Origin of the sequence: Comamonas guangdongensis (assembly GCF_041079535.1) — a bacterium.
GTDB lineage: Bacteria > Pseudomonadota > Gammaproteobacteria > Burkholderiales > Burkholderiaceae_C > Comamonas > Comamonas guangdongensis.
In genome coordinates, this window is sequence record NZ_JBFYGN010000005.1 from 184,189 (window position 1) to 206,165 (window position 21,977).

The 21,977-nt window shown below is 63.4% G+C and carries 17 protein-coding genes; 10 read left to right on the top strand and 7 right to left on the bottom strand.

Annotation, left to right across the window (positions count from 1 at the left end; all coding sequences use genetic code 11):
- Positions 1–110: 110 nt before the first annotated feature.
- Complete coding sequence (locus AB6724_RS06380) at positions 111–860, bottom strand: 2OG-Fe dioxygenase family protein (RefSeq protein ID WP_369337665.1); 750 nt, start codon at positions 858–860, stop codon at positions 111–113.
- A 201-nt stretch (positions 861–1,061) separates the two neighbouring features.
- Positions 1,062–2,237: a 4-hydroxybenzoate 3-monooxygenase gene (pobA, locus tag AB6724_RS06385; protein WP_369337666.1), complete on the bottom strand. Its 1,176-nt coding sequence runs from the start codon at positions 2,235–2,237 to the stop codon at positions 1,062–1,064.
- Between the two features lie 180 nt (positions 2,238–2,417).
- Between pobA and AB6724_RS06390 the strand changes: the two genes are divergently transcribed.
- Complete coding sequence (locus tag AB6724_RS06390) at positions 2,418–3,203, top strand: IclR family transcriptional regulator domain-containing protein (RefSeq protein ID WP_369337667.1); 786 nt, start codon at positions 2,418–2,420, stop codon at positions 3,201–3,203.
- A 127-nt stretch (positions 3,204–3,330) separates the two neighbouring features.
- Here the strand turns inward: AB6724_RS06390 and AB6724_RS06395 are convergent, their stop codons facing one another.
- Positions 3,331–4,242, bottom strand: coding sequence for a LysR family transcriptional regulator (locus AB6724_RS06395; RefSeq protein WP_369337668.1), 912 nt, complete (start codon positions 4,240–4,242; stop codon positions 3,331–3,333).
- A gap of 210 nt (positions 4,243–4,452) precedes the next feature.
- On the opposite strand from AB6724_RS06395, the gene AB6724_RS06400 reads away from it, so the two are divergent.
- A complete protein-coding gene (locus AB6724_RS06400; protein WP_369337669.1) occupies positions 4,453–5,457 on the top strand; it encodes a Bug family tripartite tricarboxylate transporter substrate binding protein in 1,005 nt (334 codons plus the stop codon).
- Between the two features lie 106 nt (positions 5,458–5,563).
- On the opposite strand, the gene AB6724_RS06405 is transcribed toward AB6724_RS06400, so the two are convergent.
- Entirely contained in the window at positions 5,564–6,904 is a 1,341-nt protein-coding gene (locus tag AB6724_RS06405; RefSeq protein ID WP_369337670.1) for an MFS transporter, read from the bottom strand.
- Between the two features lie 337 nt (positions 6,905–7,241).
- Between AB6724_RS06405 and cyoA the strand changes: the two genes are divergently transcribed.
- The 7 genes from cyoA (at position 7,242) to AB6724_RS06440 (ending at position 14,203) form a co-directional block, all read left to right on the top strand.
- Entirely contained in the window at positions 7,242–8,288 is a 1,047-nt protein-coding gene (gene cyoA, locus AB6724_RS06410; protein ID WP_369337671.1) for a ubiquinol oxidase subunit II, read from the top strand.
- 24 nt (positions 8,289–8,312) lie between these two features.
- Positions 8,313–10,316 (top strand): cytochrome o ubiquinol oxidase subunit I, encoded by a 2,004-nt coding sequence (gene cyoB, locus AB6724_RS06415; RefSeq protein WP_369337672.1) that lies wholly within the window; start codon positions 8,313–8,315, stop codon positions 10,314–10,316.
- On the top strand, positions 10,309–10,941 hold the full coding sequence (gene cyoC, locus AB6724_RS06420; protein ID WP_369337673.1) for a cytochrome o ubiquinol oxidase subunit III: 633 nt from the start codon (positions 10,309–10,311) through the stop codon (positions 10,939–10,941). Before cyoB ends, cyoC begins: the two co-directional genes overlap by 8 nt.
- Positions 10,942–11,349 carry a cytochrome o ubiquinol oxidase subunit IV gene (cyoD, locus tag AB6724_RS06425; protein ID WP_369337674.1) on the top strand — a complete coding sequence of 136 codons (408 nt, stop codon included), beginning with the start codon at positions 10,942–10,944 and terminating at the stop codon, positions 11,347–11,349.
- Positions 11,350–11,357: 8 nt separating this feature from the next.
- A complete protein-coding gene (locus AB6724_RS06430) occupies positions 11,358–12,134 on the top strand; it encodes an SURF1 family protein (RefSeq protein WP_369337713.1) in 777 nt (258 codons plus the stop codon).
- Between the two features lie 216 nt (positions 12,135–12,350).
- Complete coding sequence (locus AB6724_RS06435) at positions 12,351–13,652, top strand: ATP-binding protein (RefSeq protein ID WP_369337675.1); 1,302 nt, start codon at positions 12,351–12,353, stop codon at positions 13,650–13,652.
- 14 nt (positions 13,653–13,666) lie between these two features.
- Complete coding sequence (locus tag AB6724_RS06440) at positions 13,667–14,203, top strand: response regulator transcription factor (RefSeq protein ID WP_369337676.1); 537 nt, start codon at positions 13,667–13,669, stop codon at positions 14,201–14,203.
- A 251-nt stretch (positions 14,204–14,454) separates the two neighbouring features.
- On the opposite strand, the gene clpA is transcribed toward AB6724_RS06440, so the two are convergent.
- From clpA to dnaE, 3 genes are all read right to left on the bottom strand, one after another.
- On the bottom strand, positions 14,455–16,782 hold the full coding sequence (clpA, locus tag AB6724_RS06445; protein WP_369337677.1) for an ATP-dependent Clp protease ATP-binding subunit ClpA: 2,328 nt from the start codon (positions 16,780–16,782) through the stop codon (positions 14,455–14,457).
- Positions 16,783–16,845: 63 nt separating this feature from the next.
- Entirely contained in the window at positions 16,846–17,214 is a 369-nt protein-coding gene (gene clpS / locus AB6724_RS06450) for an ATP-dependent Clp protease adapter ClpS (protein ID WP_369337678.1), read from the bottom strand.
- Positions 17,215–17,407: 193 nt separating this feature from the next.
- Positions 17,408–20,941, bottom strand: a complete 3,534-nt coding sequence (gene dnaE, locus AB6724_RS06455) for a DNA polymerase III subunit alpha (protein ID WP_369337679.1) — start codon at positions 20,939–20,941, stop codon at positions 17,408–17,410.
- Between the two features lie 230 nt (positions 20,942–21,171).
- Here dnaE and AB6724_RS06460 point away from each other — a divergent pair, with 230 nt between their 5' ends.
- Entirely contained in the window at positions 21,172–21,966 is a 795-nt protein-coding gene (locus AB6724_RS06460) for an outer membrane protein assembly factor BamD (protein ID WP_369337680.1), read from the top strand.
- Positions 21,967–21,977: the final 11 nt, after the last annotated feature.

Below are 21,977 nucleotides of genomic sequence, written 5' to 3' on the forward strand. Positions count from 1 at the left end.
AAGCAGTCTGCTCCTATCATGCACCCGCGTATTGACTTGCATCAACCGCAAGTCCCTGACTCCAGCCCGGGCCTCGATGGGCGACACCTCGACCTGTTTCAGGCCACGGCTTAGGCGCCCTGAAAGCCGCCGCGGCGATAGGTCAGTACCAGCGTATCGCGCACGCCGCCGGGCTGCACGGGCTGTATGGGCGTGGTCTCATGAATCATGCGCGCATCGTCGAGCAGCATCACGGACCAGGGCTCGGTCAGGGTAAAGCGCTGGCCGCTGGGGCCCGCGGCCTCGAACACCCGGGTCTCGCCGCCCTTCACACCCTTGCGTCCCACCAGAATCACTACCACCAGATCCACGCCGTCGCGGTGCGCGCCCTCGGGCGTGGGCCGGCCTATGCCGTCCGTGGTGTCGATGCGAAACTGGTGCGCCTCCACAAACCAGCGCTGGGTCTGGCCTGGCGCGCAGAACACCTGGTCGGACAGCTGGGCCAGCGCCTGCAGCATGCGGCTCCAGGCCGGGCTTTGGACGGTCGTCGGCAACATCGGATCAAACAGACGCTGCATGCCGCCATGCAGGGCGTTGTATTCCACGGGCTGCCAATGGGCACGGTGCGGCACCTGCTCCAGCGCATCCGCCTGCGCCACAAAGCAGGAATGGCGGCGACGCCGGTAGCGTCCGCCATCCTTGAGAAAAGCATCGGGCGGCAGGCCCTGCCAGTCGGCGTCCATGGCCTGCAGATCGTCCAGGCCCAGACCCAGCCACTGGGCGAAATCCTCGGGCTGCAGCACGGCATAGCCATGCTCGCGCAGGGACCGGGCCGCCTGCGCGGCAGCGATATACGGAGGGGAAAACATGATGTGCGCCATAAGTGGGGCAAGCTTACTCCTCGCTGGCGGCGCTCGCGGCTGGGCGGCATCAAAATTTGCGCAAGGCTGCAGCGACGAATTCGCATGGATAAAAAAAAAGCCCGCATCGCGCGCGGCAATGCAGGCAGTTCAAGCATGGCGACCAAGATCGGGCGCCATGCGGTTCATCAGGACAGTGATGGGAGCAAAAATTCCCGGCCCTTAAACCAGAGGCAGGCCCACGTAGTTCTCGGCCAGCGAGGTCGAAGCGGCCACGGAGTTGACGATGTAGTCGAGCTCGGCCTCCTGCACCTTGGTGTTGAACTCGCCCTCGCCGGGGAAGTTGTGCAGCATGGAGGTCATCCACCAGGAGAAGCGCTCGGCCTTCCAGACGCGGCGCAGGCACTGCTCGGAATAGCGGTCGATACCGGCTTCGGACCTGTCCCGGTAGTACTCGGTGAAGGCCTGCGACAGATAGCCGACATCGGAAGCTGCCAGGTTCAGGCCCTTGGCGCCCGTGGGAGGCACGATATGGGCCGCATCGCCGGCCAGGAACATGCGGCCGAAGCGCATGGGCTCGGTCACGAAGCTGCGCAGCGGCGCAATGCTTTTCTCCAGCGAGGGGCCGGTCACCAGATTGGCACGGGCTTCGGGGTCCAGGCGCTTCTTGAGCTCTTCCCAGAAAGCCTCGTCGCTCCAGTCCTCGACCTTGTCGGTCAGCGGCACCTGCAGGTAGTAGCGGCTGCGCGTGGCGCTGCGCTGGCTGCACAGCGCAAAGCCGCGCTCGGTGTTGGCGTAGATCAGCTCTTCGGAAACCGGCGGCGTATCGGACAGCAGGCCCAGCCAGCCGAAGGGATAGACCTTCTCGAAGGTCTTGATCTGGTCCTTGGGCGCGCTGGCACGGCAGATGCCGTGGAAGCCGTCGCAGCCGGCGATGAAATCGCACTCGATCTCGTGCACCTGGCCGTCTTTTTCGTACCGCACCTTGGGCTTGTCGCTTTCGAAGTCGACCGGCTGCACATGGCTGGCCTCGTACACCGTGGTCAGGCCTTCCTGGGCACGCACCTCCATCAGATCGCGCGTCACCTCGGTCTGGCCGTAGACCATCACGCGCTTGCCGCCGGTCAGGCCGTGCAGGTCGATGCGGTGGCGCTGGCCCTTGAACAGCAGCTCGATGCCGTCGTGCGGCAGGCCTTCCTCGTTCATGCGCTTGTCGGCGCCGGCCTGCTTGAGCAGATCGACGGTCACCTGCTCCAGCACGCCGGCGCGGATGCGGCCCAGCACATAGTCGGCGCTGCGCTGCTCGATGATGATGTTGTCGATGCCTGCCTTGTACAGCAGTTGTCCCAGCAGAAGACCCGAGGGACCTGCACCAATGATGGCTACTTGTGTACGCACGATGTGTGCCTCCTTGTTATGGCTCAAAAACTGGCCACCCAGCGCGCGCTGCACCGCTGATCTGGCTCAAGGGCAAGATTAAGTTTTGTGCTGCTCCGGGGCACAGAGGCATACGCGCAGTTTGCGCGATAATCGCGCAAACATACCGATAATCGCGCAAAACACTTTCACCACCCGACCATGACCGAGCGCAGCAGCAGCATCGCCCCCGCCGACTTCATTGCGGGACTGGCCAAGGGCCTGGCCGTGCTGGAGAGCTTCGATACCGAGCGCCAGCGCCTGAACGCCACGATGGCGGCCGAACGCGCCAGCATCACCCGTGCGGCCGCCAGGCGCCATCTGCTGACCCTCGCCCACCTCGGCTATCTGGAAACCGACGGCAGCTATTTCTGGCTCGCGCCCAAGGTGCTGCGCCTGTCGGGCAGCTATCTGGCCTCGGCGCGCCTGCCGCGCATCGTGCAGCCGGTGCTGCACCGCCTGGCGGCCCAGACCGGGCTCTCCTACTCCTGCGTGGTACGCGAAGGGCCCGAGGTCGTCATCGTGGCGCGCAGCGCGGTGCATGAACAGGGCGAGCGGCTGATGGCCCACGGCCTGCATCTGGGCACGCGCCTGCCCGCCCACGCGACCTCCACGGGCCGGGTGCTGCTGGCCGCGCTCTCGCCCGCGGAACTCGACGCCTGGCTGGCCACCTACGACCTGCCCAAGCTCACGGCCCATACGGTGACGGATATTGCGGCGCTCAAGGCCGTGCTCGACGAGGTGCGCCGCCTGGACTACTGCCTAGCCCAGGAAGAGCATGAACTGGCTATCCAGGCCGTGGCCGTGCCGCTGCGCAATATGCAGGGCCGCACCGTGGCCGCATTGAATATGGTGGCCTCGTCGCGGCGCATGAGCCCGCAGGTCATGCAGCGCGAAATCCTGCCGCTGCTGCAGGAAGGCGCGAGAACCCTGCGTCCGCTGATCTGAGCGCTATCGTTTAAAAAGCATCCAGCGCCTGTATTCGCATAGTTTCAGGGCTGATCAAGCCTGAAATTCATTGCCCACCAGCGCCAGCAGCACTGTTTTCAATAGCAGCCGTGCCGCCGCGAGAGGCTTATAGATGGCCGCTTTCCACGGAGCAGACCTGCAGGCTCAAGCGCCGCAGCAGCTCCGCCGTGCGCCGAATCAGCGGCGTGGACTTCTTCTTGGCCGACTGCACCAGGCACAGCGTGCTCACGATATGCGGCGACTTGATGGGCACCTCGGCCAGAGAGGCGTCGGCGGCATGGCTGAGCATGGCACTGTCCGTAAGCGCCGCATAGCCATAGCCGCCGCGCACCAGGTCCAGAATCGCGGGTACGCTGGAGACTTCCCACACCACGTTGAGCTTGACCTGCGACAGCGTGGCCTGAGCCTCCATGAGCTTGCGGAAGATCTGTCCCCGCTGGGGCATGATCAGCGGAAATTCGTTGAGATGCTCGAACGGAATGCTGGTGCGGCCCGCCAGGGCGCTGGCCGGCCCGATCAGGCACAGGCGCTCCTCGAGCACCGGCGAGACCTCGATATGCGGGTGGGGCTCGGGCGTGTAGACCAGCCCCAGGTCCATGCGCCCCGAGGTCAGCCACTCCGAGATATTCATGGAAAAGCCCTCGACCACGGCCAGCCGCGCCTTGGGCATCTCGCGGCTGAAGCCGTCGATCAGGGGCAGGGTCAGGCGCCGCGCCAGGCTGGGCGGCAGGCCCACGGTGATGCGCCCCACGGGCTCGTCGCGCTGGCTGCTCAGGTCTTCCTTGGCCAGGGCCACGCGCTGCATGATGGCATGGCCGTGCTCGAGCAGGCGGCGGCCCGCGTCCGTCAGCGTCACGCCGCGGCCCGTGCGTATGAGCAGGGTCTCGCGCAGCTCGGTCTCCAGCGCACGCACCTGGCGGCTGAGCGCGGGCTGCGCCGTGTCCAGCAGCACCGCGGCCTTGCTGAAACTGCCGGACTCGGCCACCTGGACAAAGGTTTCTATCTGCTGAAGATTCATCGCGCCATTCCCAAAACAAGCTATGCCATTTTGCTATAGCTGCTAGCCAGAGGTAGAACTAGGTGTTTTGTATCCAAATGACACAATCTGTCGATCTGAAACGCTGCCCCAACGGGTTTCAGCTATAGAAAACATAAGGCGTGAGAGCCCCGAGCCAACACGCAAACGCATTATCGACAGACCATCCTCTTCAGGATCAGGGAGACAAGCATGACCCATAAGCTCAATCTGAGCCGTCGCCAAGCCGCATTTGCGCTCGGCGCCATCGCCGCATCCATCGCGGCCCCGGCGCTGGCCCAGGCCGATGCCAGCAAGTGGCCCACCAAGTCCTCGCGCATCATCAACCCCTTCCCCGTGGGTGGCGGACCCGACGGCGTCTCGCGCCTGGTGGCCGACAAGCTGGGCCGAGCCTGGGGTCAGCCCGTGGTGGTGGAAAACCGCCCCGGCGGTAACGGCTTCATCGCCATCGAAGCCTTCAAGCGCGGTGCTACCGACGGCACGGACATGATCCAGCTGGACAATGTCCACATCGCCGCCTACCCCCACCTGTTCAAGAAGCTGCCCTACGACTTGAACAAGGACTTCGACATTCTGATGCCCTTGTTCCGCAACTACTTCTTCGTCTGCGTGCCCACCAACAGCCCCTACAAGACCATGGGCGACCTGATTGCCGATGCCAAGGCCCATCCCGGCAAGCTCAACTACGGCTCCTGGTCCGTGGGCAACCCCGTGCACCTGGGCTCGGCCCTGCTGGAAAACCAGACCGGTACCAAGATGGAGCATGTGATCTACAAGGAAACCAGCCAGCTGTACCAGGGCGTGGCCAATGGCGAGCTGACCTTTGCGCTGGGCTCCCTGGGCACGGCCGGCCCCCTGGTGCGCGGCGGCAAGCTGCGCTTCCTGGCCGTGGCCGCGCCCCAGCGCCTGGCCGGCTTCGAGAACGTGCCCACGGTGTCCGAGTCGGGCGGCCCCCAGGACTTCACGGCCATAGGCTGGAACGCCCTGGCCGTGCGCCCCGGCACGCCGGCCGCCGTGATCGAGAAGATCCGCAACGATGTGCGCCAGGCCTTGACGGGCAACGATGTGAAGGAAAAATTCGCGGCCTTCGGCTATGAATCCTTCAACCCCACGCCCGCGGAGTTCAAGGCCTTCATGGCCTCCGAAAGCAAGCGCTTCGGCGAGGTGATCAAGAAGGCCGGCCTGGCTCTGGACTGATCTCCGGCCCGCAAAAAAAAGCCGCCTGCCCGGGCGGCTTTTTCATGCGCGGCAGCAACAAAAAAACGCCCGGAACCAGCCGGGCGTTCCCGTTGAGCGACAGCGCTTACTGGTCGCGCGCCTCGATCGCGCGGTTGATGCCCAGGGCCGCCAACGTGCACAGCGCGCCGGACAGCAGATACAGGCCCAGCGCCACCAGCCCGAACCGGGCAGACACGCCCAGCGCCACCAGCGGCGCAAAGGCCGCGCCTATCAGCCAGGCCATGTCGGTGGACAGGGCCGCACCGGTGTAACGGTAGCGCGAGGGGAAGTTCGAGGTCACCGTGCCCGAGGACTGACCGTAGGACAGGCCCAGCAGAACGAAGCCCACGATGATGAACACATTGTTGCCCACGGTGCCGCTGCCCAGCAGCCAGGGGGCGAGAAAGCTGAAAATGCCGATCAGGCAGGCCATGGCGCCCAGCGTGTTGCGGCGCCCCACGCGGTCGGCCAGCCAGCCCGAGAACATGATGGCTCCGGCCGCAAGCACGGCGCCTATGATCTGCACCACCAGCACCTCCGTCACCGACTGGTTGGAGTACATGGAGATCCAGGACAGCGGGAAGACGGTCACCAGATGGAACAGCGCAAAGCTGGCCAGGGCTGCAAAAGCGCCGATCATCACGTTGCGGCCTTCGTCGCGCATCAGGCTGGTCACGCCGATGGGCTCAAGCTCCCGCTCCTGCAGCATCTGCACATAGGATTGGCCCACCACCAGGCGCAGGCGCGCAAACAGGGCCACCACGTTGATGGCAAAAGCCACGCAGAAGGGATAGCGCCAGCCCCAGCTCAGGAAATCCTCAGCGCTCAGGCTCGCATAGAAATAGGCAAAAAGCGCGGCGGCGATGACGAAACCCACGGGCGCGCCCAGCTGGCCGATCATCGAATACCAGCCGCGGCGATTCTTGGGGGCCGACATGGCCAGCAGCGACGGCAGCCCGTCCCAGGAGCCGCCCAGAGCCAGGCCCTGGCCGACGCGCAGCACCATCAGTGCCCAGACGGCTTTCATGCCGGCGTCATGATAGCTGGGCAGAAAAGTCATGCCCACGGTGCAGACCCCGAGCAGGAACAGGGCCAGCGTCAGCTTGGTCGCGCGGCCCCAGCGCCGTTGCACGGCCATGGACAGCGCCGTGCCGACGGGACGCGCCACAAAGGCCAGGGAGAAGATCGCGAACGCGGCCAGCGTGCCATCGAGCTTGGACAGATAGGGGAACAGCAGCGCCGGAAACACCAGAACGCAGGCGATGCCGAATACAAAGAAGTCGAAATACTCGGAAGATCGTCCGATGATCACGCCGACGGCAATCTCGCCGGGAGTCACATCCTCATCGGTCTGCGCGTAGCCCAGTTTTTCGAAATGGTCGTAGTCTTGCTGAGTAAGACCAATGGACGGGTTCAGGCTTGTCATATGGTGTATCTCCTTGTCTTACTTGCTGTCGCTGGGACGCTTTCCGTTCTACGCCCAAGCATGTGCAGCTGCAATAGAGTTTTTGCCCCGGGTGCTGTCGGCCAGGGGCCAGCCGGGCTGGCCTCATGGGGCCGGTTCTGACAATTGCAAGCTTTTTTGCGCCAGCGAGTACACTGCTGTCCGAGACAGCTAAACCCTTGTCGCATAGCGCATTTTGATATCCTGCGGTTTGACCTTGGACAAAATGTCCAATGGACAAACACCCGGTTCGTATTACATTCGCCCAGATCCAGTAATCCGCGTTTACACCTAAGCGCGACTTTGTCACGCCCAAAGCATGTTAAAAATCAAGGAAATCCGTGGGCCCGCGTGGCTCTCAGCGGCCGCTTTGACCGCAACCCTCGCCGGTTGCAGCAAAGCCGTCGTGCTCAATCCAGCTGGCGACATTGCCAAGCAACAAGGCGATCTGGTCATTACGGCCACCTTGCTGATGCTGCTCATCATCGTCCCCGTCATCTTTCTGACCCTGCTGTTTGCCTGGAAGTACCGCCAGTCCAACACCGAGGCCAAGTACGATCCCGAATGGCACCACTCCACCGCGCTGGAGCTGGTGATCTGGACCGTGCCGCTGCTGATCATCATCGCTCTGGGCGCCATCACCTGGATCAGCACCCACAAGCTCGACCCCTATCGTCCGCTGGACCGCATCTCCGAGACCAAGCCCCTGTCGGCCGACGTCAAGCCCCTGGAAGTGCAAGTGGTTTCCATGGACTGGAAATGGCTGTTCTTCTACCCCGAACAAGGCATTGCGACCGTGAACGAGGTGGCTGCTCCCGTGGATCGCCCGATTCACTTCAAGCTGACCGCCTCCGACACCATGAGCGCCTTCTACGTGCCTGACCTGGCCGGCATGATCTACACCATGCCCGGCATGCAGACCGAACTCCACGCCGTGATCAACAAGCCCGGCATCTACGGTGGCAAGGCTTCGCACTACAGCGGCGCCGGTTTCGCCGGCATGACCTTCAAGTTCCACGGCGTGAGCAACGAAGAGTTCGCACAATGGGTTGCCAAGGCCAAGACCGAAGGCAAGGTGCTGACCCGCGAGGCCTATCTGGATCTGGCCAAGCCCAGCGAACGCAACCCCGTCGAGCGCTTCTCCTCCGTGGCCGAAGGCCTGTACGACAAGGTGCTCAACCGCTGCGTCGAAGACGGCAAGATGTGCATGCACCACATGATGGCCATCGACGCTGCGGGCGGCGAAGCCCATATGAAGGCCTCGGGTCTGAACCTGCCCCAGGACGTGTGCACGGTTCAGAACGCCGATCGCGTTGTGGCCCTGCTGGACTCGCAGAACGCCCAAGCCAAGGCCGTGCTGCAGTAACGAAGAGAACAAACGAGACTCAACATGTCTGAACAAACAACACCGGCACACTGGCTGCTCGGCCGCATCACGTGGGATCAGATCCCCATGACGCACGAGCCCATCGTGCTCTATACCTTCCTCGCCGTGATGCTCGGCGGCCTCGTCGTCGTGGCCGGCATCACCAAGTTCCGCCTCTGGGCTCCGCTGTGGAACGACTGGATCTGCTCGATCGACCACAAGAAGATCGGCATCATGTACATGATCCTCGGTCTGGTCATGTTCCTGCGCGGCTTCGCCGACGCCGTGATGATGCGTCTGCAGCAGTCCATGGCCTTTGGCGAGAACATGGGCTATCTGCCCCCTCACCACTACGACCAGATCTTCACCGCCCACGGCGTGATCATGATCTTCTTCGTGGCCATGCCTTTCGTGACGGGCCTGATGAACTATCTGGTGCCGCTGCAGATCGGCGCGCGCGACGTGTCCTTCCCGTTCCTGAACAACTTCAGCTTCTGGATGACCACCGGCGGCGCCGTGCTGGTGATGATCTCCCTGTTCCTGGGCGAGTTCTCCACCTCCGGCTGGCTGGCTCTGTCCAATCTGGGACACCAGAACCCCGGAACCGGCCTTGACTACTACATCTGGGGCCTGCAGGTCGCGGGTGTCGGCACGACGCTATCGGGTATCAACCTGATCGTGACCATCATCAAGATGCGCGCGCCCGGCATGAACCTGATGAAGATGCCCGTCTTCACCTGGACCGCCCTGTGCACCAACGCCCTGATCGTGGCCTCCTTCCCCGTGCTGACGGCTGCCCTGGTGCTGATGACCCTGGACCGCTACCTGGGCACGCACTTCTTCTCGAACGACTTCGGCGGCAACCCGATGTTGTACGTGAACCTGATCTGGATCTGGGGCCACCCCGAGGTCTACATCCTGATCCTGCCCTGCTTCGGCGTGTTCTCCGAAATCGTGGCCACCTTCAGCCGCAAGCGTCTGTTCGGCTACACCTCCATGGTCTACGCCACCGTGTGTATCACCGTGCTGTCCTACCTGGTGTGGCTGCACCACTTCTTCACCATGGGCTCGGGCGCCAGCGTGAATACCTTCTTCGGTATCACCACGATGATCATCTCGATCCCTACGGGCGCGAAGATCTTCAACTGGTTGTTCACCATGTACCGCGGCCGCATCCGCTTCTCGGTGCCCATGCTGTGGACCGTGGGCTTCATGGTCACCTTCGCCATCGGCGGCATGACCGGCGTGCTGCTGGCCGTGCCTCCCGCAGACTTCGTGCTGCACAACTCGCTGTTCCTGATCGCCCACTTCCACAACGTGATCATCGGCGGCGTGGTGTTTGCCGTGTTTGCCGGCATCAACTACTGGTTCCCCAAGGCTTTCGGCTTCAAGCTCAACGAGTTCTGGGGCAAGGCTTCGTTCTGGTTCTGGCTGGTGGGTTTCTGGGTTGCGTTCACGCCCCTGTACATCCTGGGCCTGATGGGCGTGACCCGTCGTGCCAACCACTTTGACGATCCTTCGCTGCAGATCTGGTTCATCATCGCTGCCTGCGGTGCGGCCCTGATCGCTGCCGGCATCGGCTGCTTCTTCATCCAGCTGGCGGTGTCCATCTGGAAGCGCGACGAGCTGCGCGACGAGACCGGCGACCCCTGGGAAGGCCGTACGCTGGAATGGGCAACTTCCTCGCCCCCTCCCCAGTACAACTTTGCCTTCACCCCCGTGGTGCATGACATCGATGCCTGGACCGACATGAAGAAGCATGGCTACCAGCGTCCGCTGAACGGCTTCCAAGCCATCCACATGCCCGCCAACACCGGCGCCGGCGTGGTGATCGCTGCCCTGTCCTCCGTCTTCGGCTTTGCCATGATCTGGCACATGTGGCCTCTGGCGATCGGCTCCTTCGCACTGACCGTGCTGGCCTCGATCATCCATACCTTCAACTACAAGCGTGACTACTACATCCCCGCGGCCGAAGTGACCGTGACGGAAGAAGCACGTACCAAGCAGCTTGCAGCAGCCCATGTCTAATACGCATATCAACGCTGGCGGCGCAGCCGCCCTGGCTACTCGCGAGTACCACCTCGCCCACGAGCCGCATCCAGAGAACGGCACTTCGCTGGGCTTCTGGCTCTACCTGATGAGCGACTGCCTGATCTTCGCAGCGCTGTTCGCCACCTATGGCGTGCTGGGCCGCAACTATGCGGCCGGCCCTACGGGCAAGGAGCTGTTCGATCTGGGCCTGGTGGCCCTGAACACGGCCTTCCTGCTGATGTCGTCCATCACCTTCGGCTTCGCCATGCTGCAAAAGCAGAAGAAGAATGTGAACGGCACGCTGCTCTGGCTGGCCATCACCGGCCTGCTGGGCGCGGCCTTCCTGGCGGTGGAACTGTATGAGTTCCACCACCTGATCCATGAAGGCGCGGGCCCCACGCGCAGCGCCTTCCTGTCGTCCTTCTTCACCCTGGTGAGCACCCACGGTCTGCACGTGACCTTCGGTCTGATCTGGCTGATCACGCTGATGATCCAGATCAGCAAGCACGGCCTGATCGAAGCCAACGTGCGCCGCATCAACTGCCTGTCCATGTTCTGGCACTTCTTGGACGTGGTCTGGATCGGCGTGTTCACCTTTGTGTATCTGATGGGGGTGCTGTAAATGAGCGCACACGATATCCACGCCGGCCATGACGACCACCACGCACATGACGACCTGCACGTCAGCCTGGGCGACTATGTCAAGGGCTTTATCCTGGCCGTCATCCTGACCGCCATTCCCTTCGCACTGGTCATGGGCAATGTGATCCAGGACCGCGCAACCGCCGTGGCGGTGCTGGGCCTGTTTGCCGTGGTGCAGATCATTGTGCACATGGTGTACTTCCTGCACATGAACGGCAAGATCCAGGGCGGCTGGACCATGCTGTCCACCATCTTCACGGTCGTCTTCGTGGCCATCGGCATTGCCGGCACCTTGTGGGTCATGTTCCACATGAACACCAATATGATGCCCAAGCACGAAATGCCCATGGCGCCCGCCATGTCGGCTCCTGCTGCAGTCACACCTTGACTCAGACACTGAAGAACCGGAGCGCCGCGCAGCGGCGCTCCCCCTTCGCCAAGGCGATGCTCATTTGCGTGGGCATCGCCTTGTTTTTAGGCTTCATGGCTCTGGGCAGCTGGCAGGTGCAGCGCCGCGCCTGGAAGCTGGACCTCATCGCGCGCGTGGAGCAGCGCGTGCATGCAGCCCCCGTGGCCGTGCCCGCGCCCGGCCTGTGGCCGCAGATCGATGCCGCGGGCTACGAATACCTGCCCGTCCAGGCCCACGGCCTGTGGCTGGACAAGCAAAGCGTGCTGACCAAGGCCTTGACCGAAGACGGCGCGGGCTTCTGGCTCATGACGCCGCTGCAGCTGGCCGACGGCACGCAGATCCTGGTCAACCGTGGCTTCACGCCCGAAAAGCTGCGCGCCGCATGGCTGCAGCGGATAGACGCGGCCAAGCCTGCGACGGAGCCCGTGACGGTGATCGGCCTGATGCGCATGAGCGAGCCCGGCGGCGGCTTTCTGCGCCACAACGATGCGGCCGCAGGCCAGTGGTTCTCGCGCGACGTGGCGGCCATTGCCCAAAGCCGGGGTCTGAGCCGGGCCGCACCTTATTTCATCGATCTGGGCGTTCCCGCGGGCAACCCGGCCCATGCGGACAGCGCGCCGGCGACCGCCGAGCTTCGCCCCGGCATGACCGTGATCCAGTTCTCCAACAGCCATCTGGTCTATGCGCTGACCTGGTACGGGCTGGCAGCCATGGTCGTGGTCGCTGCCTGGCTGGTGCGCCGGCACGACAGGGCCAGGGCCTGACCCCATCCGCTCGACCAAGCGCCCCTCGGGGCGCTTTTTTCATCGCCGGGCTGTTCCCAGAATGAAGAACGTCCGTCCCTGAGGGGCCGCAAACCCAGGCTGCGCGGGCGCGTGGAAACTCTTTTTTCATGGCCGTGCCGCTTTGGCACCCGCCCTACAGCAGAACGACATGGCCCCAGGACACCGCACGGAAGCGGGCTCGGGGACAATTGCGCGGTGAGCAAAAATTCCGATTCCCTGTTCCGCGTACAGCGGCTGACCGAGCGGCAGAACATGCAGCTGCTGATTCAGCTGCGCTGGATAGCCGTGATCGGCCAGGTCGTCACCATCTCCCTGGTGCACTATGGTTTTCATATCACCCTGCCCCTGCTGCCCATGGCCCTGGTGCTGGTGGCGCTGGTGGCGACGAATCTGGCCTATATCTACTGGAGCCAGGGGCTGCACCGGCCCGTCACCTCGCGCAGCGTCTTCTACGCGCTGCTGGCCGACGTGCTGGCGCTGACCATACAGCTGTACCTGAGCGGCGGCGCCAGCAACCCCTTCATCTACCTGTATCTGCTGCAGGGCATTCTGAGCGCCGTGCTGCTCAGGCCCTACTACACCTGGTGCGTGGTCGCGGCCTCCTTTGTGGGCGTCATCGGCCTGATCCTGTTCCACCTGCCGCTGCATGTGCAGTTCGAGAGCCAGGAAGGCCTGCCCAGCCTGTACGTGGTGGGCGTGCTGATCAGCTTTGCGCTGACCAGCATCCTGACCATCGTGTTTCTCACGCGCATCGTGGACAATCTGCGCCGCCGCGACACGCGCATCTCCGACATGCGCCAGCGCGCCAGCGAAGAGGAGCACATCGTGCGCCTGGGCCTGCTGGCCACGGGCGCCGCCCACGAGCTGGGCACGCCCATGGCCACCATGTCGGTGATTCTGGGCGACTGGCAGCATATGCGGGCGCTGATGCAGGACCAGGACCTGCGCGAAGACCTGCAGGAGATGCAGCGCCAGCTGCTGCGCTGCAAATCCATAGTCTCGGGCGTGCTGCTGTCGGCCGGCGAAACGCGCGCCGAGGGGGCGGAAACCACCACTTTCGTGAGCTTTGTGCAGGGCATAGTCGGCCACTGGCAAGGCCATAACAGCCTGGCCCATTTCGCGCTCCACGACCGGGGCGTGACGGACTTTGCCATGCTCTCGGATACTGCGCTGCAGCAAATGATTTGCAATTTGCTGGACAATGCGCTCGAAGCCTCGCCCGACTGGGTGGAGCTGAGCATGGACAGTGACCAGCAGCAGGTGCTGCTGCAGGTACGCGACCATGGACCTGGGTTCGACGCCGCTGTGCTGCAGCAGCTGGGCCAGTGCCATGTCTCCACCAAGCAGGAACGTCCGGGCCGGGGCCTGGGACTGTTTCTGGTCATGAATGTGGCCCGTGCCCTGGGCGGCCAGGTTCAGGCACGTAATCTGCCGCCCCACGAGGGCGGCGGAGCGCTGGTGGAAGTGCGCCTGCCCCAGTCCGCCATGGCGATTTGAAGCGTTTTTGTTGCATGGAAGAAGACCGTTTATTGCTGCTGGTCGAGGATGACGCAGCTTTTGCCCGCACCCTCAAGCGCTCGTTCGAGCGCCGGGGCTATCGCGTGCTGCATGCCGTCAGCGGCGACGAGCTGCAGGACCTGCTGGCCCGGCACAAGCCGCATTACGCGGTCATGGACCTCAAGCTGGCCGGCAATGCCTCGGGCCTGAACTGCGTGCAGATGCTGCACCAGCACAACCCCGAGGCGCTGATCGTGGTGCTCACCGGCTATGCGAGCATCGCCACGGCCGTGGAGGCCGTCAAGCTAGGCGCCTGCCACTATCTGGCCAAGCCTTCGAACACCGACGACATCGAAGCCGCCTTCGGCCGCGTCGAAGGTCGCACCGATGTGGAGGTCAGCAACCAGACCACCTCCATCAAGACCCTGGAGTGGGAGCATATCCACGAAACCCTGGCCGAGACCGGATTCAATATCTCGGAAGCCGCGCGCCGCCTGGGCATGCACCGCCGAACGCTGGCGCGCAAGCTCGAAAAACGCCAGGTCAAGTAACCATTTTTGATAGCTGCTTGCGCTGGCTGCTCCTGAATTTCAGATTCAAACCAGTGCGCACATCAAACGAGGCTTGCGCTGGAAGCTATTCATAACGGAGCAGCAAAGAAAAAGCCGACAGCTTTGACACTGTCGGCTTTTTCATGAACCGGCACACCCTAAAGCCAGGGGCACCGAGCAAGGGCCGCCCCGCCGCGATGGTGCCGCCCCCTTTCAGGGGGAAGCGGCATCGCCGCTCAGGGGGGGGCCCTTTATTCGGCCACGGCCTGCTCGGGCGCCGACTTGGGCGAATCGTCCTTGGGCAGCTCGGCGATATCGAGCTTCACGTCGCCCTTGCCGTCGTTGGCCGCATCGTCCCAGTCCACGGCCAGGCGCCCGCCCTTGACCAGGCGGCCGAACAGCAGCTCGTCTGCCAGCGAACGGCGGATCGTGTCCTGGATCAGGCGCTGCATGGGGCGTGCGCCCATCAGCGGATCGAAGCCCTTCTTGGCCAGATGCTTGCGCAGAACGTCGGTGAAGGTGACCTCCACCTTCTTCTCGGCCAGCTGCTGTTCCAGCTGCAGCAGGAACTTGTCCACCACGCGCAGGATGATCTGCTCGTCCAGCGGCTTGAAGCTCACGATAGCATCCAGGCGGTTGCGGAACTCCGGCGTGAACAGGCGCTTGATGTCGGCCATCTCGTCGCCGGCTTCACGCGCGTTCATGAAGCCGATGCTGGCCTTGTTCATGGTCTCGGCGCCCGCGTTTGTGGTCATGATGATGATCACGTTGCGGAAGTCGGCCTTGCGCCCGTTGTTGTCGGTCAGCGTGCCGTGGTCCATGACCTGCAGCAGCACGTTGAAGATGTCCGGATGCGCCTTCTCGATCTCGTCGAGCAGCAGCACCGAATGCGGCTTCTTGGTGACGGCCTCGGTCAGGAGACCGCCCTGGTCGAAGCCCACATAGCCGGGAGGCGCACCGATCAGGCGGCTGACCGCATGGCGCTCCATGTACTCGGACATGTCGAAGCGGATCAGGTCCACGCCCAGGATATAGGCCAGCTGCTTGGCGGCCTCGGTCTTGCCCACGCCCGTGGGGCCCGAGAACAGGAAGGAGCCGATGGGCTTGTCCGGCTTGCCCAGACCCGAGCGCGCCATCTTCACGGCCGACGACAGCACCTCCAGCGCCTTGTCCTGGCCGAAGACCACGCTCTTGAGGTCACGCTCCAGCGTCTGCAGCTTGCTGCGGTCGTCGTTGCTGACATTGGCGGGCGGAATGCGCGCTATTTTTGCAACGATGGCCTCGATCTCGGCCTTGCCAATCATGTCCTTGCGCTGCTCCAGCGGAACAATGCGCTGGGCGGCACCGGCCTCGTCGATCACGTCGATGGCCTTGTCGGGCAGATGGCGGTCGTTGATGTACTTGGCCGACAGCTCGGCCGCGGCCTGCAGGGCTTCCTGCGCATACTTGATGCTGTGGTGCTCCTCGAAGCGCGACTTCAGGCCCTTGAGAATGTCCACGGTCTCGGCCACGGAGGGCTCGACCACATCCACCTTCTGGAAACGACGCGACAGGGCCGCGTCCTTCTCGAAGATGCCGCGATACTCCGTGAAGGTGGTCGCGCCTATGCAGCGCAGCTGACCGCTGGACAGCGCGGGCTTGAGCAGATTAGACGCATCCAGCGTGCCACCCGAGGCCGCACCCGCACCGATCAGGGTGTGGATCTCGTCGATGAACAGAATCGCCTGCGGCTTGTCTTTTAGCGATTTGAGCACGCCCTTGAGGCGCTGCTCGAAATCACCGCGGTACTTGGTGCCGGCCAGCAGCGCGCCCATGTCCAGCGAATAGACCACGCCGTCCTTGAGCACCTCGGGCACCGTGCCTTCGGTGATGCGCCAGGCCAGGCCCTCGGCGATGGCCGTCTTGCCCACGCCGGCCTCGCCCACCAGCAGCGGGTTGTTCTTGCGGCGGCGGCAGAGGATCTGGATGGTGCGCTCGACCTCGTACTCGCGCCCGATCAGCGGATCGATCTTGCCCTCCTTGGCGGCCTGGTTCAGGTTGAGCGTGAACTGCTCCAGCGGCGAAGCCTTTTCGTTGCGTTCGCTGCCCGCCCCCTCTTCGCTCTCCGAAGGCGCTTCGGCCTTGGCTGGCTCGGGCGGCTCGCCCTTCTTGATGCCGTGGGCGATGAAGTTGACCACGTCCAGGCGCGTCACTCCCTGCTGATGCAGGTAGTACACGGCATGGGAGTCTTTTTCACCGAAGATGGCCACGAGCACATTGGCGCCCGTCACCTCCTTCTTGCCATTGCCCGTGGATTGCACATGCATGATGGCGCGCTGAATCACGCGCTGGAAGCCCAGCGTGGGCTGGGTATCCACCTCTTCCGTGCCATCCACCTGCGGCGTGTTGTCCTTGATGAAGTTGGACAGCGACGAACGCAGGTCGTCGATATTGGCCGCGCAGGCGCGCAGCACCTCGGCTGCACTGGGATTGTCCAGCAGGGCCAGCAGCAGGTGTTCCACGGTGATGAACTCGTGGCGCTGCTGACGGGCCTCGACAAAAGCCATGTGCAAGCTGACTTCCAGTTCTTGAGCGATCATGTGCGACTCCTTTCGGCTTGCTTGGTAATACTTACTGCTACCTAATCTGGGGGCTCCCAGCGTTTATTCAACAGGCTCGTATGTAGCCTGCAGCGGATGCCCCGCCTTCTGGGCGGCCTGCAGCACCTGTTCGACCTTGGTCGCTGCCACATCCTGGGTATAGACGCCGCAGACGCCGCGGCCGTCCAGATGAATCTTGAGCATGATCTGGGTGGCGGTTTCCCGGTCCTTGCCGAAAAGTTCCTGCAACACCGCAATGACGAACTCCATGGGCGTGAAGTCGTCGTTGAGCATCACGACCTGGTACATGCGCGGCGGCTGCAGTCGCTGGCGGCGGCGCTCCAGTACCAAGGAATCACCATTGTCAGGCGGATTGCCGACCGTAGGCGAGACCGGGGGAATTGATGGGAGTTGGGTAGCCATGAAATCCATTCTAGCGAGCCATTGCGCTGTTTTTGCGCTGGCATATGCATAGCATTGTTAGGGATTTCAAGGCTGACGGATACAAATCCCGGGCCTAGGATGGAAATTCCGCCCCAGCCCAGATGAACAAAGCGCCTGCTGCTATGAATTCAGTCAGCAGGCGCAGCCCCCCAAGCGGCGCTCGAGGTGCGGCTTGGGCCGGTTATTCGTAGACCACCTTGACCTGGCCCGTGCCGGCCGAGCCATACCAGGCGGCCAGCGCCGCGTCCGAGGGGTAGAAGCGGCTGCCCTCGCCCAGCGCCAGCTCGCAGGAGGCAGAGCCGCGCTCGTCCTGGCAGACCAGGTCCAGCCTGACCTTCACGCCCCGCTGCAGCGGGCCGTTCTCGGTTTCCTCGACCTTGGCCGGGAACTGGCGCAGCAGCGCCGGCACATCGGGCATATGCTCGCCCACGCTGACCTGCAGATAGCGCGCATAGCGGCAGCGCGCGTCGGCCAGGCTCCACATCTGCTGCACCTTCAAGCGCAGGCCGCCGCTGAAGCGATCGGGCTGCAGACGGCCCGAGACCACGACGAACTCGTCGTCCTTGAGCAGCTCGGCGCAGGCGGTCAGCACTTTTTCGTCGGCCGAGGCCTCGATCACGCCCGATTTGTCATCCAGCGTGAAGATGCCCAGCTTGCCGCGCTGGCCGTTGATGGTGCGCAGGCCGCCGATGATGCCGGCCATGGTCTGGGGCTCGCGGCTGTCGCGCATCTCGCCTATGGGGGTGCGCACAAAGCGGCGCACCTCGGACTCCACCTCGTCGAACAGATGGCCGGTCAGGTAAAAGCCTATGGCCGTCTTCTCCAGCGTCAGCTTTTCCTTCACCCCCCAGGGCAGCACATCGGCCATGGGCGGCTCCGCCGTGCTGGAGCCCACAGCGTCGTCGCCCATCATGTCGAACAGGCCGCCCTGGTTGGCGTTGGCGATCGAGGTGGCGGCAAAGCCGAAAGCCGTGTCCAGCGTCGCCATCAGCGATGCACGGTTCATGTGGATGGAATCGAAGGCGCCGCCCTTGATCAGCGCTTCCACCGTGCGCTTGTTGAGCTTGCTGCGGTCCACGCGCAGGCAGAAGTCGAACAGACTCCTGAACGGCCCTTTTTCGTGGCCGTTGGGGCCCGTGCCCTCACCGTTGCGCGCGGCCACGATGGCCTCGATCGCGGCCTGACCTGTTCCCTTGATGGCACCGAGACCATAACGGATGACCTTGTCCGTCACCGGCTCGAAGCGGTACACGCCACGGTTCACATCGGGCATCTCGAAGGTGATGCCCATCTTGAGTGCGTCCTCGTACAACACCTTGAGCTTGTCGGTGTTGTCCATTTCCACGGTCATATTGCCGCAGTAGAACTCGGCCGTGTAATGCACCTTGAGCCAGCCGGTGTGATAGGCCAGCAGGGAGTAGGCTGCCGCGTGCGACTTGTTGAAGCCGTAGCCCGCGAACTTCTCCATCAGGTCGAAGACCTCGTCGGCCTTTTCCTCGGTCAGTCCATTCTTGGCCGCGCCCTCGCGGAAGATGGCCCGGTGCTTGACCATTTCCTCGACCTTTTTCTTGCCCATGGCACGGCGCAGCAAGTCAGCGCCGCCCAGCGAGTAGCCGCCCAGCACCTGGGCCGTCTGCATCACCTGCTCCTGGTACACCATGATGCCGTAGGTCTCGGCCAGCACCGGCTCGACCAGCGGATGCGGGTACTCCACGACTTCCTGTCCGTGCTTGCGGGCAATGAAGGAGGGAATCAGGTCCATGGGACCGGGTCGATAGAGGGCATTCAGCGCAATCAGGTCTTCCAGGCGTGAAGGCTTGGCCTCCTTGAGCATCTGCTGCATGCCGCGCGATTCAAACTGGAATACGGCTTCTGTCTTGCCGTCGGAGAACAGCTTGTACGTCGGGTAGTCGTCAAGCGGAATGTTCTCGAACTGGAAGTTCTCCTGGCCCTTGTGGCGTTTCATGATGAATTCGCGCGCAATCTCCAGAATCGTCAGCGTGGCCAGGCCCAAGAAGTCGAACTTCACCAGACCCACGGCCTCCACGTCGTCCTTGTCGTACATGGCCACGGCCGAGGTGCTGCCGGGCTGCTGGTACAGCGGGCAGAAGTCGGCCAGCTTGCCCGGCGCGATCACCACGCCACCGGCGTGCATGCCGATGTTGCGGGTCATGCCCTCCAGGCTTTGCGCCATCTCGATCAGGGTTTTAACGTCTTCCTCGCGCTCTATGCGCTCGGCCAGGATCGGCTCTTCCTTGATCGCATAGGTGTATTTGTCGCCTTCCTTGGGCGGATTGGGCGGGTATTTGAGCGTGACATGCAGACCCGGCTTGTTCGGGATCAGTTTGGAGATGCCGTCGCAGAAGGTATAGCTCATGTCCAGCACCCGGCCCACGTCGCGGATGGCCGCGCGCGCGGCCATGGTGCCGAAGGTGGCGATCTGGCTCACGGCGTCGCGGCCGTAGAGCTGCTTGACGTACTCGATCACGCGGTCGCGGTTTTGCTGACAGAAGTCCACGTCGAAGTCGGGCATGGACACGCGCTCGGGGTTCAGGAAGCGCTCGAACAGCAGGTTGTATTCCAGCGGGTCAAGGTCCGTGATCTTGAGCACATAGGCCACCAGCGAGCCCGCACCCGAGCCGCGGCCCGGCCCCACGGGGCAGCCGTTTTGCTTGGCCCACTTGATGAAGTCGCCCACGATGAGGAAGTAGCCCGGAAAGCCCATCTTCAGGATGGTGTCCAGCTCGAACTCCAGACGCTCCACATAGCGCGGGCGCTCGGCATCGCGCTTGGCCGGATCGGGATACAGGTGGAGCAGGCGCTCCTCCAGGCCTTGATAGGACTCCTGGCGGAAGAACTCGGCCTCCGTCATGCCTTCGGGCACGGGGAAGTTGGGCAGCTGCGGCTTGCCCAACACCAGCGTCAGGCTGCAGCGGCGCGCGATTTCCACCGTGTTGGCGATGGCGCTGGGGATATCGGCGAACAGCTGCTCCATCTCGGCAGCGGTCTTGAAATACTGCTCGCGCGTGAATTTGCGCACGCGCTTGGCGTTGCCGAGGATCTCGCCCTCGGCGATGCACACGCGCGCCTCGTGGGATTCATAGTCCTCGGGCTTGGAGTACTGGATCGGGTGGGTCGCCACCACGGGCAGATTCAGGCGGCTGGCCAGCTTCACGGCGGCCAGCACATGCGACTCGTCATCGGCGCGGCCCGCGCGCTGCAGCTCCATATAGAAGCGGTGCGGGAACATGCTGGCCAGGCGCTGGGCGATCTCGGCCGCGCCTTTTTCATCGCCGCGCGCCAGCGCAATGCCCACGGGTCCGGCCTGGGCGCCCGAGAGCACGATCAGGCCTTCGCCAAGCTCCTGCAGCCACTCCCATTTGTGCTGGGCCTGGTCGCGCACCACATTGCGCGTCCAGCCGCGAGCCAGCAGCTCCGCCAGATTGTGATAGCCCTGCTTGCTTTGCACGAGCACGATGAGGCGCGAGGCCGGTGCCTCGTTGACGCCCTCGACCACGATCTCGGCGCCCAGCACGGGCTTGACGCCCTTGGCGCGGCCTTCGCGGTAGAACTTGATGCCGCCGAACAGGCTGTTGAAGTCGGTGATGGCCATCGCCACCTGCCCGTCTTCGGCTGCGGCCTTGATCATGGCATTGATGCGAGTGGTTCCGTCGACGACGGAAAATTCGGTGTGCAGGCGCAGATGGACAAACATGGGCGCTATTGTAGAAAGCCCGCTGCGTCCCTGCGGGCTCAATGACTCTGCGCCAAGCCGCGCCCGCGTAAAGAGCCCGGCAAGTCGCTGCGGCGATGCAGCAGCCCATTACAATGCTTTGCTCCCGGGCCATGCGCGCGGTGGTGTATGGTGTAGGTTTCACGCCATGCCGCAGGGCCGTATCGGCCTGCTTCTACTTACAGCCAATGATTGTCAGAAAACTGTCCAACATGCCGCGTATTTCACTGACTCTAGTCCCTGCCGTGTTCATCGCCGCTGCCCTGGCGGGATGCTCCAGCACCAAGGACGATCCGACGGCCAAGTGGACACCCGAGCGCATCTATACCGAGGCGCGTGACGAATCCTCGTCCGGCGCCTATGACAAGGCCGTGCCGCTGTTCGAAAAGCTTGAAGGCCGCGCCGCGGGCACGCCTCTGGCCCAGCAGGCCCAGCTCGAGAAGGCCTACGCCCAGTACAAGGGCGGTGAAAAAGTGCAGGCCCTGGCCACGCTGGACCGCTTCACGAAGCTGCACCCGGCCAGTCCCGCCATGGACTATGCGCTCTACCTCAAGGGCCTGGTCAACTTCAATGACAACCTGGGCATGTTCGGCTGGCTGACCCGCCAGGACCTGTCCGAGCGCGACCAGAAGGCCGCCAAGGACTCCTTCGAGTCCTTCCGTGAACTGGTGACGCGCTTTCCGGACTCCAAGTACGCCGAAGATTCGCGCCAGCGCATGCAGTACATCGTGAACTCGCTGGCCCAGTACGAAGTCCATGTGGCCAAGTACTACTACAGCCGCGGCGCCTATGTGGCGGCCATCGCCCGTGCACAGGCCGCCATCAAGGACTACCAGGGCGTGCCCTCAGTGCGCGATGCCATGCTCATCCTCGTCAAATCCTACGACGCCCTGGGCATGACCCAGCTGCGCGACGATGCCGAGCGCGTGCTCAAGGCCAGCTATGGTGACAATCCCGAGCAGGACCCGAACAAGGCACAAAGCAAGTCCTGGTGGAAGCTCTGGTAAGCCTTCAGCAC

Excerpts from the sequence above, each read along its gene's own strand:
- dnaE (WP_369337679.1), bottom strand. The coding sequence starts at position 20,941 with ATGTTTGTCCATCTGCGCCTGCACACCGAATTTTCCGTCGTCGACGGA.
- clpA (WP_369337677.1), bottom strand. The coding sequence starts at position 16,782 with ATGATCGCTCAAGAACTGGAAGTCAGCTTGCACATGGCTTTTGTCGAG.
- AB6724_RS06405 (WP_369337670.1), bottom strand. The coding sequence starts at position 6,904 with ATGACAAGCCTGAACCCGTCCATTGGTCTTACTCAGCAAGACTACGAC.
- AB6724_RS06380 (WP_369337665.1), bottom strand. The coding sequence starts at position 860 with ATGGCGCACATCATGTTTTCCCCTCCGTATATCGCTGCCGCGCAGGCG.
- AB6724_RS06400 (WP_369337669.1), top strand. The coding sequence starts at position 4,453 with ATGACCCATAAGCTCAATCTGAGCCGTCGCCAAGCCGCATTTGCGCTC.
- clpS (WP_369337678.1), bottom strand. The coding sequence starts at position 17,214 with ATGGATTTCATGGCTACCCAACTCCCATCAATTCCCCCGGTCTCGCCT.
- cyoB (WP_369337672.1), top strand. The coding sequence starts at position 8,313 with ATGTCTGAACAAACAACACCGGCACACTGGCTGCTCGGCCGCATCACG.
- AB6724_RS06395 (WP_369337668.1), bottom strand. The coding sequence starts at position 4,242 with ATGAATCTTCAGCAGATAGAAACCTTTGTCCAGGTGGCCGAGTCCGGC.
- AB6724_RS06440 (WP_369337676.1), top strand. The coding sequence starts at position 13,667 with ATGGAAGAAGACCGTTTATTGCTGCTGGTCGAGGATGACGCAGCTTTT.
- cyoC (WP_369337673.1), top strand. The coding sequence starts at position 10,309 with ATGTCTAATACGCATATCAACGCTGGCGGCGCAGCCGCCCTGGCTACT.
- AB6724_RS06390 (WP_369337667.1), top strand. The coding sequence starts at position 2,418 with ATGACCGAGCGCAGCAGCAGCATCGCCCCCGCCGACTTCATTGCGGGA.
- cyoA (WP_369337671.1), top strand. The coding sequence starts at position 7,242 with ATGTTAAAAATCAAGGAAATCCGTGGGCCCGCGTGGCTCTCAGCGGCC.
- cyoD (WP_369337674.1), top strand. The coding sequence starts at position 10,942 with ATGAGCGCACACGATATCCACGCCGGCCATGACGACCACCACGCACAT.
- AB6724_RS06460 (WP_369337680.1), top strand. The coding sequence starts at position 21,172 with ATGCCGCGTATTTCACTGACTCTAGTCCCTGCCGTGTTCATCGCCGCT.